At 68.3% G+C, this 12,698-nt stretch carries 10 protein-coding genes; 9 read left to right on the forward strand and 1 reads right to left on the reverse strand.

The genetic code is table 11. The annotated features are described in order from the left end of the window. Positions 1-211 precede the first annotated feature (211 nt). The 9 genes from JIAGA_RS0116800 to JIAGA_RS0116840 all read left to right on the forward strand — a co-directional run bounded on the left by JIAGA_RS0116800 (position 212) and on the right by JIAGA_RS0116840 (position 11,377). On the forward strand, positions 212-2,320 hold the full coding sequence (locus tag JIAGA_RS0116800) for a carbohydrate binding domain-containing protein (RefSeq protein WP_026876566.1): 2,109 nt from the start codon (positions 212-214) through the stop codon (positions 2,318-2,320). 30 nt (positions 2,321-2,350) lie between these two features. Continuing rightward, positions 2,351-3,730: an alpha/beta hydrolase family protein gene (locus JIAGA_RS0116805; protein WP_026876567.1), complete on the forward strand. Its 1,380-nt coding sequence runs from the start codon at positions 2,351-2,353 to the stop codon at positions 3,728-3,730. Positions 3,731-3,905: 175 nt separating this feature from the next. Beyond that, positions 3,906-5,510 carry an ABC transporter substrate-binding protein gene (locus JIAGA_RS0116810; RefSeq protein WP_169738880.1) on the forward strand — a complete coding sequence of 535 codons (1,605 nt, stop codon included), beginning with the start codon at positions 3,906-3,908 and terminating at the stop codon, positions 5,508-5,510. A gap of 126 nt (positions 5,511-5,636) precedes the next feature. Beyond that, entirely contained in the window at positions 5,637-6,599 is a 963-nt protein-coding gene (locus JIAGA_RS0116815; RefSeq protein WP_026876569.1) for an ABC transporter permease, read from the forward strand. Beyond that, positions 6,596-7,528, forward strand: a complete 933-nt coding sequence (opp4C, locus tag JIAGA_RS0116820) for an oligopeptide ABC transporter permease (RefSeq protein ID WP_084469741.1) — start codon at positions 6,596-6,598, stop codon at positions 7,526-7,528. Before JIAGA_RS0116815 ends, opp4C begins: the two co-directional genes overlap by 4 nt. 31 nt (positions 7,529-7,559) lie before the next feature. Next, the gene (locus JIAGA_RS0116825) at positions 7,560-8,393 is read left to right on the forward strand and encodes an IclR family transcriptional regulator (RefSeq protein WP_026876571.1); all 834 of its coding nucleotides are present in this window, start codon (positions 7,560-7,562) and stop codon (positions 8,391-8,393) included. Then, positions 8,380-9,411, forward strand: coding sequence for an ABC transporter ATP-binding protein (locus tag JIAGA_RS30360; protein ID WP_051426190.1), 1,032 nt, complete (start codon positions 8,380-8,382; stop codon positions 9,409-9,411). Before JIAGA_RS0116825 ends, JIAGA_RS30360 begins: the two co-directional genes overlap by 14 nt. After that, a complete protein-coding gene (locus JIAGA_RS0116835) occupies positions 9,408-10,415 on the forward strand; it encodes an ABC transporter ATP-binding protein (RefSeq protein WP_026876572.1) in 1,008 nt (335 codons plus the stop codon). The genes JIAGA_RS30360 and JIAGA_RS0116835 overlap by 4 nt, the downstream gene beginning before the upstream one ends. Continuing rightward, on the forward strand, positions 10,412-11,377 hold the full coding sequence (locus JIAGA_RS0116840; RefSeq protein ID WP_026876573.1) for a dihydrodipicolinate synthase family protein: 966 nt from the start codon (positions 10,412-10,414) through the stop codon (positions 11,375-11,377). Before JIAGA_RS0116835 ends, JIAGA_RS0116840 begins: the two co-directional genes overlap by 4 nt. Here JIAGA_RS0116840 and JIAGA_RS30365 read toward each other — a convergent pair. Continuing rightward, entirely contained in the window at positions 11,361-12,527 is a 1,167-nt protein-coding gene (locus JIAGA_RS30365; protein WP_051426191.1) for an alanine racemase, read from the reverse strand. The genes JIAGA_RS0116840 and JIAGA_RS30365 overlap by 17 nt on opposite strands. Between the last annotated feature and the right edge of the window lie 171 nt (positions 12,528-12,698).

Here is a 12,698-nt window from a genome sequence, read left to right on the forward strand (position 1 = left end):
CGCTGAACCGCGAGCGCCCGGGCCCATCCCGAAACCATCACGTGCACCACGAAATCCCCTGCCCGCACTAGGCCTACAGGGCTAGTGACGCGAGCGAAGTCCTCGTGACGCGGACGCCCAGGCACACCCAGCTCTGCGTCGCACGTGCCCGTCCCACCGGATCGCACCACCCGGCAATCCGCCGTGTCCTGCCATGGACAGGAGAGCGCAGATGGAGACCGTGAAGTTCACCCGACGCACCGGACTGGTGGGAGCCGCGGCAGGCGGCCTGGCTCTGGCCGGTGTCCGGACCGCCAACGCACCCGAGGCCGTTGCCGCCGAGGTGGTGAGCGGCGAACCCGGCGGCGAGATCACCCTCTTCGGCTTCGACCAGGTGTCGATCCCGTTCGTGCAGAACCTCAAGGTGGAGATGCGGACCCCAACGAAGCACCCGGCGAACCCGGTGGTGCCTCTGGGGTCCTCGGGCCAGCCGGACTCGTGGGCGGCGCAGTTCTACGGCTCGGTGATCAAGGTGGGCAGCACCTACCGCATGTGGTACTGCGCGGTGGGGGACGAGCGGGACGAACTGGGCGGTCGGCCCGAGTGGTGGAAGGTTGCTTACGCAGAGAGCACCGACGGCGTCACCTGGACCAAGCCGAACCTCGGCCTGGTCACCTACCGGGGCAACACCAACAACAACCTGGTGGCGATGGATCCGGGGATCGGCGTCCTGAACGTCAAGGTCCTCCACGAGCCCGACGACCCCGACCCCGACCTCGGCTACAAGATGGCCGCGCATGTCTACTGGGACAACCGCGGCAACAGCCACGGCACGCTGGCAGTATTCGGCAGCCCCGACGGCCTGGAGTGGACGTCGCTCACCGGCATCACCCCGGTGGACTACATGCTCGAGGAGAGCGACCTGGTGCTGCCGGCTCTGCACGCCGAGCCGGTGGGTGGCCTGTACAAGTGGCGGGGCAACTACTACCTGTCCGGGCAGAACGCCAACCCCTCGGTGCGGCCATACCACGGTCGGGTGAGTCGCGGCTGGATCTCCGGCGACTTCGTGTCGTGGTCCCAGACCAACGTCATGAGTTTCGCTCGCACTGCCCAGCACACCCTGCTCGGCGCCGGCCGGAGCCGGGAAGGCGAGCAGCAGCACGAGGGCGTCAGCGTGTGGAACCGGGGCAATGTGCTTCTCGGCACCTATGGACTGTGGCACGGCGCCGCCGGCTGGGACGACGTCACCATCGACCTGGGCTTCGTCATCAGCAACGACGGCGTGAACTTCCGCGAGCCCGCGCACGAGTTCACGTTCCTGGAGCGCGGCGGGCTGGCCGCGCCGCTGCCGGAGGTTGTCAATCCCTCGTTCGAGGACCTCGACGGCGGCTGGCCGGTGGCCTGGACGCTGGACCCGCCGCCGCGAGGCCAGACCGCGGCGGCCAACACCGAACAGGCGCACACCGGCAGCCTCAGCTTGCGGGTGGAGAACGCCGCCGGAACACCGATCGCGGTGCGGTCGGACAGGCTTCCCGCCGTGCCGGGCTCGGAGTACACGGCGTCGATGTGGGTGCAGACCGAGAGCGGCACTCCGGCTCAGCTGTTCCTGGAGTTCTTCAATGCCTCCGGGAGCCGCATCCACTACCAGTTCGTCCAGCCGGCGGCGAGCGGCACCTGGCAACAGGTCTCGGTCAGCGCGACGGCACCGGCGGGAACCCAGAAGCTGGACGTGATGGTGTACGGCACCACCGCGGCGGGCGGCGTGTCGTTCCACGACGACATCACCGTGGTCAACGAGGACGCCGTACCGCCTCCGGCCGATTGGGACCAGGGCGGCCTGCTCCAGGGCCAGGGCTTCGAGCACGTCGGTGACCAGACGTTCGTCTACTACGGCGCTTGGGATCCACGAACCAGCGACGATCCGGAGCCACGCGCCGCGCGGGGCGGCGTAGGCATCGCGGTTCTGCCGAAGGACCGATTCGGCGACCTGGTGGTCGACCTACGAGCGGAGGGTTCCGGGGAGTACCAGATACCTGAGGTCACGAGTGAGTTCCTGACGGCCACGGTCAGCCTCGGCGCCCGGCCCAGCGCACCGGACTTCTTCGTCAACGCCGAGGGGCTCGGAACCAATGCGACGTTGCGGCTGGAGCTGCTGGACGACAACCTCACACCGCTGGCCGGGTACTCCGGCGCGAACGCGGCGGTCGTCAGCACCAATGGCTTCCGCACCCCGGTGGTCTGGCCCGGGACGGCCGCGTTGCCGGAGAGGATCCGGATCAGGGGAGTCTTCGCTGGCGACGACAACACCACCATCAAGCTCAGTGCCGTCTACATCGTATGACGCTGCGACCAACGACGAAGGGAACCGACGATGACCAGTCTCTCCCGGCGCACCGTGCTCAAGAGCACCGCGGCGTCGGTCCTGGCGGTGGGGGCAGCAGGCAAGCACGTCGACAAGCCCGGCAGGCACGTCGACAAGCCCGGGAGGGGCCGCACTCCGCATGGGCCGACCTCGTATCCCATCGACTACCGGACCACCCCAGGCGGTGTGCCGTTCGGCCTGTGGGGCACCATCCCGACCTCGCCGGCGCCGACGTTGATCATCCTGTCCGGCACGATCGACCAAGCGTTCTCGGCCAGCTTCCTGGAAGCCGGCGCGATTCTCGCCGATCCGCCGACCAACTACCTGTGCGTGTCGATCGACCTGCCGTGCCACGGCGCGCACGACTATCCCGACGCCCGCGACGGACTGCGCGGCTGGGCGGATCTCGCGGTCGCTCAACACGACTTCGTCGCGGACTTCAACGCGCGACTGTCGGAGGTGGTCGACCACCTGGTCGACGAGGAACTGACGGACGAGAACAAGATCGCCGTCTCTGGCACGTCCCGGGGTGGCTTCCTGGCTCTGCGATACGCCGCCTTCGACCCGAGGATGACGTGCGGCGTCGGCTACGCGCCCGTGACCGACCTCAGGCAGCTGACCGAGTTCGGCATCGCGGAGTCGGTGCAGTTCGTCGACCAGCTGAGCCTCGAGGCGCACGTCGACCCGTTGGTCGGACGCCCCGTCTTCGTCGTGATCGGGGACCGGGACGTCCGAGTCGGCACCGACTCGGTGATCCACTTCGCCCGGACGCTCAGCGCCAAGGCGGTCGGCTCGCCCGCCCCGGACGTCCTGAACCCGTCGTTCGAGGACGTCGACAACGGCTGGCCGCTGTGGTGGACGTTGGACCCACTCCCCAAGACACAGACTGCCGCGCCGAGCACGGCCCAGGCACGCACCGGCACCTACAGCCTGCGAGTGGAGAACGTGAGCGGAACGTCGGTCGGGGTGCGGACGTCGAAGCTGCCTGCCGAGCCGGGCGCCGACTACACCGCCACGATGTGGGTGCTGACCGAGAGCGGTACTCCAGCGACGATGTTCCTGGAGTTCTTCAACGCTTCCGGAAGCCGGATCCACTACCAGTTCGTCGCTCCCGCGGCGAGCGGCGGCTGGCAAGAGGTCAGCGTCGACGCGGCGGCGCCCGCCGAAGCGACGACCTTGGACGTGCTGATCTACGGCGCGGTGTCGGCGGTAGGTGCCTCGTATCACGACGACGTCAGCGTGACGAAGAACTCGGGTACGCCGGTCTCGCCCAGTGTGCCAAGCGAAGTGGCGTTGCACGTGCTCTCCGAGCCGCGTGGACATACCACGCCCGATGCAGGCGCAGGGCTGGCGGCGACCTGGATCGAGCGGGTGGTCAACGGAACCTGACGTACTGAATCGTGACCTGGCCGGTCTTGACCCTCGAGGCCGGCCCACCCTATTCTACCGAATGTGGAATGAAATTCCATGTACTCGATTCGGCCGTGCCGCGCTCGCTGACCTCGGCATGCCGGAGACGAGTCCGCTTCCTGGAAAGGGGAAGCCATCCATGATGCGACGGCGCGTGACGAGAGTAGTGGGGGCGCTGGCTGCCCTGGGTCTCATGGCGGCCTGCAGTTCCGCCGCCGACGACGACTCGACTGGAGGGTCGGAGTCGGGCGGCGGCGACGAAAAGGTGCTCAACGTCTGGCTGTACCAAGAGCCGCGGCAGCTGAACCCGCTGCTCGGCAAGAACGGCCCGGACGAGCAGCTGATGATGTTGGTGTACGACTACCTGTTCGCGGCCACGCCCGAGGGCGAGATCGAGGGCAGCCTGGCCGAGTCCTGGGAGATCTCCGACGACGCCACGACGTACACCATCGAGCTCGTCGACACGGTGTGGAGCGACGGCGAACCGTTCACCGCGGATGACGTCGTCTTCAGCTACAGCCTGCTGGCCGACCCGGCGATCAGCAGCCAGGCTGCCAATCTCGCCGGCATCGTCGGGGTGCAGGAGTACCTCGACGGGACGGCCGAGACCATCGCCGGCCTCCGGGCCGAGGACGAGCGCACCCTCGTGGTCGAGCTGGCCGAGCCCAACGCCGCCTGGGTCGAGCAGATGTCGACGTCGCATTTCGTCATCCCGGAGCACATCCTGGGGGAGGTGCCCAAGGACCAGATCCTGGAGCATGAGTTCTTCAACGCGCCGACCGTGGCGATCGGCCCGTTCACCTTCGTCGACTGGCAGCAGGGTCAGTACGTCGAGTTGGAGAAGAACGACCAGTACCGCGCGGACGTCGGCATTGACCGCATGTTCATGGTGCAGGCGAACTCCGACGTCGCGACCGCCCAGTTGGAGACCGGCGACCTCGACCTCGCGTTCGCCTCGCCCACCGACGTCGACCGGCTGAAGCAGGTCGAGGGCCTGGTGGTCCAGGAGGCGCCCGGTATCGGCCAGATCAGGCTAGCCGCCGCCACCGACAGCGACCTGCTGGGCGACAAGCGGGTCCGGCAGGCGATCATGTACGGCATCGACCGCCAGGGCATCGTCGATCAGGCGCTCGGCGGCTACGGCGAGGTCTACGACATCCCGTTCATCGGACCCGACTGGGCTGTCCCGGGTGATCTGGGCACCTACGATTACAACCCGGAGAAGGCCAAGGAGCTGCTGGCCGAAGCCGGCTGGGTGCCGGGGACGACAGTCCGGTTGAACATCATCCCGGGCACCCGCGACCGCGACACGACGGCCGAGATCATCCAGGGTCAGCTGGGCGAGATCGGCATGGACATCCAAATCCAGCAGATGGAGGCCGGGCCGTTCGTCGACGCCTTGAACGCCCGCGACGCCGACCTTGCGCTCCACGGTGGCGGCATCCAGCACATCCACCCCAACCTGGAGGCGATCATCCACCTGTGCTCGACGGCTAAGCCCAACGGGCCGAACAACGCGGCGTACTGCAACCCGGAGGTCGACCGGCTCTTCACCGAGGGTCGGGCCACCACCGACCCGGATGAACGAGCGACGATCTACCAGGAACTCAGCCGTATTCTGTTCGACGAGGTTCCCAACATCTGGCTGTACTCGCCGGAGCTGGTCTGGGTGTACACCGATCGACTGCAAGGCTTCGAGCCGATCGGTGACTTCGCGACGGCCTTCTGGAACGCCGCGGAGTGGAAGCTCAGCGACTGACCGCGGCCTGACGGGCGCGGCAGGCCGACCCGCGCCGCGCCCGTCTCTTGTGACCGGTCCCCTGGCCCGGGCTCCTGTCTGACCGGCATCCGCTATTCGACCGACATCCGCTCGAGGGGAGAACCAGTGGTCACGTATGTGGTCAAGCGCCTGTTGCTGGCGATCCCGGTGCTCGTCGGCGTCTCCATCCTGATCTTCGCCCTCGTCCGGCTGGCACCCGGCGATCCGGTGGAGATGATGATGAACCCCGAGCAGGCCATGACGGGCGGCGATGCCTATCTGGAGGCCAGGCGTGCCGAACTCGGTCTCGACCGCCCACTGCCGTTCCAGTACCTGGCGTGGGTACAGGAGGCGCTGCGGGGAGACCTCGGATTCTCTTACGTCAACCGGCGGCCGGTGACCGAACTCATCGGTGAGCGCATCGGCCCGACCGTGCGGCTGATGGTGGCCGCGCTGCTGGTCGCGGTTGTCGTCGGGCTCGTCGTCGGCGTGATCGCGGCCGTCCGGCAGAACACCTGGGTCGACTATGTGGCGAGCATCTTCGCCGTGTCGGCCATCTCCGTTCCCAGCTTCTTCCTGGGACTGGCGGCCATCTACGTCTTCGCGCTCGTACTCGGTGTGCTGCCGCCGTCGGGGATGCAGCCGAGGGGCGGCGGGGCGAGCTTGCTCGACCAGCTGCGATATCTGCTGATGCCCGCGCTCATTTTGGGACTCAGCATTGCCGGGCCGCTGGTGCGATACGTCCGCGCCGGCATGCTCGATGTGCTGTCCCAGGACTACCTGCGTACCGCGAACGCGAAGGGCATCTCGTCACGTCGGATCCTGACCAGGCACGCGTTGCGCAACGCGCTGATCCCGCTGATCACCGTCGTCACCATCATGATTCCCGTGCTGTTCGCCGGGGCGGTGGTGGTGGAGAACGTCTTCTCCTGGCCGGGTATGGGCTCGCTGATGCTCAATGCGATCTCCAGCCGCGACTATCCCGTCCTTGTCGGCTTCACTCTGGTGGTGGCCTTGCTCGTGGTGCTGTGCAATCTGCTGGCTGACGTGCTGTACGCCGTCGTTGACCCCAGGATCAGGTACACATGACGGCGCCCGATCCCGTGCTCACCGACCCGCCGGAGCCGGTGGCGGTAGCCACAACACCGGGGACAGCTCGGCTCGGTACCCGCTCGCCCCGGCAGCTCGCCTGGCGCCGGTTCCGCCGGAACCGGCTGGCGATGGCGGGGGCGTTCGTACTGGTCGTCGTAGCCGTGATGGCCATTTCGGCTCCGTTACTGTCGGTGCACGACCCCAACGCGGTGAGCCTCGCCGCGTATCGGCAACCGCCCAGCGGCGAGCACTGGCTGGGCACCGACTCCGCCGGCCGCGACGTGCTCGCGCGCATCCTCCATGGCGGCAGGGTCTCACTGGCCGTCGGGCTGGTGGCCGCACTGACCGCTGTGACGCTGGGCATGCTGGTGGGGGCGGTAGCCGGGCTGCGCGGCGGCGCGGTCGACGCGACCCTGATGCGGGTGACCGATATCGTGCTGTCGTTCCCGTCGCTGCTGGTGGTGCTGGTGGTGGTCGCAATGATTGGGCCGAGCATGGGAACGATCATCCTGGCGATCGGCCTTTTCGAGTGGCCGACGTCGGCGCGCATCGTCCGGGCGATGACGTTGTCGATCCGGGAGCAGGAGTTCGTCCACGCGTCGCGCAACTTCGGCAGCACCTCGAGGCACGTGCTGTTCCGGCACGTCGTCCCGTCGGTCATCCCGCCGCTGACGGTGGCCGGAACGGTGCTGGTGGCCCAGGCGATCATGCTCGAGGCGGCGCTGTCGTTCCTCGGGCTCGGTGTGCCGCCCCCACAGGCCAGCTGGGGTGGCATGCTCTTCGATGCACAGTCGCTGACGATTCTCAAGGACATGCCCTGGTTGTGGATTCCGCCCGGTGTGGCGATCGCGGTGACCGTCATGGCCGTCAACTTCGTCGGCGACGGTCTGCGAGACGCTCACGACCCACGACACCGGATCCGATGATCATGGTGCACGTTATGAAGAAAGGACCGATATGGCCGAGTCGCAACAGGAGGAGCGCCCGCACTACCACTCGCACGCGCTCTCACGCGGCCTGCAGCTGGTCAGGATCATCGTCGAGGCCGACGGGCCGGTGACGTTGGCCGAGCTCCACGATGCGACCGAGCTGCCCAAGAGCACGCTGGTGCGGCTGCTGTCGGTCCTGGAGGGCGAGGACTACGTGATCCGGGTCGACGAGCGGCCGGGGTTCACGCTCGGTCACGGCGTGTTGCCCATCGTCACGGCGTATCTGGCCAGTGGCAGCCTGACCGACGTCATCCGGCCGTACGTCCGCAAGCTGGCGCAGCACATCGGCTGGACGGCGAACTTCGGGGTGCTGGACGACCCGGGCAACGTCTACCACCTGTGCGTCGAGTACCCGGATCGGCCGTTGCGGTTCATGGCGGCCGAAGGCAGCCTGGCAGAGGCGTACTGCTCGGGACTGGGCAAGGCACTGCTCGCCGAGCTCGACGACGCCGAACTGCCGCAGCACGTGCCGCAGGAGCCGTTCCCGGCGTTGACCGACCACACCATCACGACCGTGGCCGGGCTGCGCTCGGAGCTGGACAGGATCCGCGCCCGGGGCTACGCGGTCGACGACGAGGAGAACGCCCGCGGTCTGCGCTGCGTGTCGGTGGTCGTCCGTTCCGACGAGCAGGTTTTCGGCGCGCTGAGCGTGTCCGGCGCGGCTGGTGAGCTGGCCCGGGATCGTGAGAACGAGCTGGCCGAACAGCTGAGGCAGGTGGCCGACGAGCTGACCGGCGATCCTCGGTTGCGGTCGGCGCTCGCGCTGCTGGCGAAGGGGGAGGGCTCCCGTGTCAGACGTTGACGAACCGCTGCTGCGCATCCGTGACCTGGTGGTCCGGTTCGCCACCGAGGACGGTCCCCTGACCGCCGTCGACGGGGTGAGTATCGAGGCTCGGCCCGGTGAGGTCGTGGGCATTGTGGGGGAGTCCGGCTCCGGCAAGTCCGTCACGGTCATGTCGATCCTGGGCCTCTTGCCCGGCTCGGCGTCTGTCGACGGCGGCTCGATCGAGTGGCGTGGGACGGATCTCGCCGGGCTGCCCGCGCGAGCGATGCGCCGGATCAAGGGCCGCGACATCGCAGTCGTCTTCCAGGACCCGATGACGTCGCTCAATCCCGTGCTGACCGTCGGGTGGCAGCTGCGCGAGGCCGTCCGGGCACACCAGCCGGAGTTGAGCCGCCCCGAAGTGGCACAGCGTGCGGTCGAGCTGCTGGAAGCCGTCGGGGTGCCGGACGCGCGCACCCGGGTCCGGCAATTCCCGCATCAGTTCTCCGGCGGGATGCGGCAGCGGGCGATGATCGCGATGGCGGTGGCCAACCAGCCGGCGCTGCTCATCGCCGACGAGCCGACGACCGCCCTCGACGTCACGGTGCAGGCCCAGGTGCTGCGCGTGCTGACCGATCCGAACGTCCGGGCGGACGCGGCGATGCTGCTGGTCACGCACGATCTCGGTCTGGTGGCCGAGCGGGCCCATCGAGTGGTGGTCATGTACGGGGGGCGAGTCGTGGAGTCCGGAGATGTACGCGAGATCTTCCGTCGTCCTCGGCATCCGTACACGGTGGCGCTGCTGCGAAGCCTGCCTCGGCTGGACGACCGCGTGGACCGGCTGGCGAGCATCCCCGGTGCGCCGCCCGGCCTGGCCGACCGTCCGCCGGGCTGCCCGTTCGAGCCTCGGTGCTGGCTCGGCAACGGCCGGCCGGAGTGTGTCACGACCGTGCCGCCGCTGCTGGAGGTCGGCGTCCGGCACCACAGTGCATGCCACTTCGTCGACGAGCTGGAGGCGGGCGCCGAGCCTATGGTCGGTTCCGGAGTGCGGTCGTGACCGGCGCGGACGTGCTGCGCCTGGAGGGGCTGAAGGTGCACTTCCCGATCCAGAGCCAGATCCTACGCCGGCGCCAGGGGACGGTGTACGCCGTCGACGGCGTGGACCTCTCCTTGCACCAGGGCGAGACGCTGGGGCTGGTAGGGGAGTCCGGCTGCGGAAAGTCGACCCTCGGCCGGACCATCATGCGCATGTACGACGCCTCGGCCGGTCGGGTGCTGTTCCAGGGCCAGGATGTGACGGCGCTGGCCGGTGCGCAGCTGCGTGAGTACCGCCGGAAGGTGCAGCTGATCTTCCAGGATCCGTACATGTCGCTGAACCCGCGGATGACGGTCCGCGAGGTGGTGACCGAGCCGCTGGTGGTCCAGCAGATCGGCACGCCCCGGGAGCGGGCGAAGGTCGTCGACGACGCGCTGGAACAGGTCGGCCTGTTGCCCGAGCACGCCACCCGCTACCCGCACGAGTTCTCCGGTGGTCAGCGACAGCGCATCGGCATCGCTCGTGCGCTGACGCTGCAGCCAGAGGTGCTGGTACTGGACGAGCCGGTGTCGGCGCTGGACGTCTCGATCCAGGCGCAGGTGGTGAACCTCCTGACGGACCTGCAGGAGCGGCTGGGCATCGCGTTCCTGTTCATCGCCCACGACCTGTCGGTGGTGAAGCACATCAGCGACCGGGTGGCGGTCATGTACCTGGGCCGGATCGTCGAGGAGGGGCCGACCGAGCAAGTGTTCGCCGCGCCCACTCACCCCTACACACAGGCGCTGCTGTCGGCGGTACCGCTGCCCGACCCGGACGGCCGGGGGCGGCGGGAGGAGATCGTCCTGGAGGGCGACGTGCCCAACCCGGCTGCGCCGCCGTCGGGCTGCCGCTTCCGCACCCGGTGCTGGAAGGCGACCGAGCGGTGCGCCGCCGAAGAGCCCTTGCTGATCGAACACGGTGACGCCGGCCGAAGCGCCTGTCACTACGCGGAGGGACGCGACATGCTGCAGTTGAGTGCCCGATGACCGACGACGCTCGCTTTCCCCGTACCGTGCTGGCCGCCTGCTGCGTGCCGTGGGACCAGGCTGGCCAGCTCGCTGACCATGTGTTCCGTGACTCGATTGCCGGCCTGGTGCGCGAGGGCTTCGGCGACCTCTACGTGTTCGGCACGGCCGGCGAGGGCCACGCGGTGGACGAGCCGCGCTTCGACCAGGTGGTGGACGTCTTCGCCGACGAGGCGCGTCGGCACGGCGTCGAACCCATGGTCGGCCTGATCAGCCTGTCGTTGCCCACGGTGATCGACCGGATCGAGCGCTGTCTGATCCGCGGCATCCGGTCGTTCCAGCTGTCCCTGCCGTCGTGGGGCGCCCTCAACGACGTCGAGCTGGCCAGCTTCTTCGCCGAGACGTGCGGGAGGTTCCCGAACGCGGACTTCCTGCACTACAACCTGGCCAGATCCGGACGGATGCTGACGCCGGACGACTACGCCACGCTGGCGGCCCGGCATCCGAACCTGGTGGCCGTCAAGCACACCCGGGCCGACTACCCGACCGTGCACCGCCTATTCGCCCAGACTCCGTCGATCCGCCATTTCTTCACCGAGTCGACGTACAGCTACGCCAGTCTGGTCGGGCCGGCGGGCTTCCTCGTGTCCGTCGCGTCCGTGAATCCGCGGCGGGCACGAGAGTTCTTCGACGCCGGGGTGGCTCGGGATGTGGCGGCGCTGATGGCGATGTGTGCCGAGCTGGTCGGGATGAGCGGCGAGCTGCGCCGGGCGGTAGGGCCGGGCCCGCACATCGACGGGGCGTTCGACAAGGTCTTCGCCAAGGTCCACGACCCCGAGTTTCCGCTGCGGCTGCTGCCGCCATACCAGGGCTCGACGGACGAAGCGTACAAGTCCTTCCTCGAGGCGCTGAACGAGCACTACCCTCAGTGGGTCCGTCGGCGGGACAGCGACCACCCCCGTGCGCTCAGAAGTACGTGCTGACGGTGTCGATGACGCGTCCGTCTCGTACGAGCGGAATCAGTCGCCACTTGTCGAAGGTGGTGCAGGGATGTGAGATGCCCAGCTGAACCCGGTCGCCGACGTCCAACTGCGTGCTCGGGTCGAGTTCCACGAACGCGTGCTGGTCGTTGAGCTTGGTGACGGTCGCACCGGTCATCGGCTCCGGCTGGCCGGCCCCGAGGGGCAGCCGAGCCAGCGGTGTTGGAAGGCCCTGGTCGAATGAGACGTTGCGGCGACCGGCGTCCAGGAACGCACGATCGGGCTGCGGCCGCGACAGGACGGTTCCCCACACGGTCAGTGCCGGCCGCAGCGGCTGGTCGACGCCAGGACCGTCGAGCGGTGAATCCTGATGGAACAGGCCATGGTCGTGCACCACGTAGCAGCCGCTGCGCAGCACGATCCGGACGCTGCCGCACGTCCACCCGGTGGCCAGCTCATCGACCACTGCGTCGAAGAACATGCTGCCACCAGCGGTGAGCACGAGCGGCCGGTCGTCGTCGACGGCGCCGGAGGTGAGCAGTTCCTCGGCAGCTGCCCGGATTGACGACAAGTAGCGATGAACCGTCGACATCGACTCCGGGTCGCGGCGACCGGCCACCACACCCTCGTACCCGGCGACACCCGCGAGCCGGACGTTGGGGGCACGCCGCACCGCGTCGGTTACCGCCGCCCGCTCGCTTTCGGTCCGGCAGCCGGTCCGGCCATTCGGGATGCCGATCTCCAACAGAACGTCGAACACGATATCCGCCATGCCGCCAGCGGCATCGAGAAACTCGACACCGGCGACAGAGTCCACCCAGCTAGAGAACGCAAAGGCACCGCGCGCGATCTCACCGGCGATCCAGGCCGCCTCGCGGGGTTGGGCCAACTGGCTGGCCAGCTGGATCGCGGGCACGCCGAACTCGCGCATGAGCCGCACCTGGGCCGGGGTGGCTGCGGTGATCCCAGTGGCGCCGTGGGCGAGCTGACGCTCGAACAGAGACGGAGCCATGGTGGTCTTGCCGTGCGGCATCAGCTCGACGCCGCGTTCGGTGCACCACCGCGCCATGGTGGCCAGGTTGTGCTCCAGCGCGTCCGCGTCCAAGACGGCGAACGGCGTGGAGAGATGGTCGTGGACCGATGGGGATGCCACGGCGGCTCCTCGTAGCTCGGGTGCTGGCAAGTGCGCTCGATGCCTGACAAGTGTGACCCGACACGGCGTTGACGACTCGGGCGAACCTCCCATAGAGTCTACATGAAATTATGTTCCATATTTCGCGGAACATCATTCGAGCGGTGCTGTGACGGTCTCGCGCACCGGCTC

The organism is Jiangella gansuensis DSM 44835 (assembly GCF_000515395.1).
GTDB classification, from domain to species: domain Bacteria; phylum Actinomycetota; class Actinomycetes; order Jiangellales; family Jiangellaceae; genus Jiangella; species Jiangella gansuensis.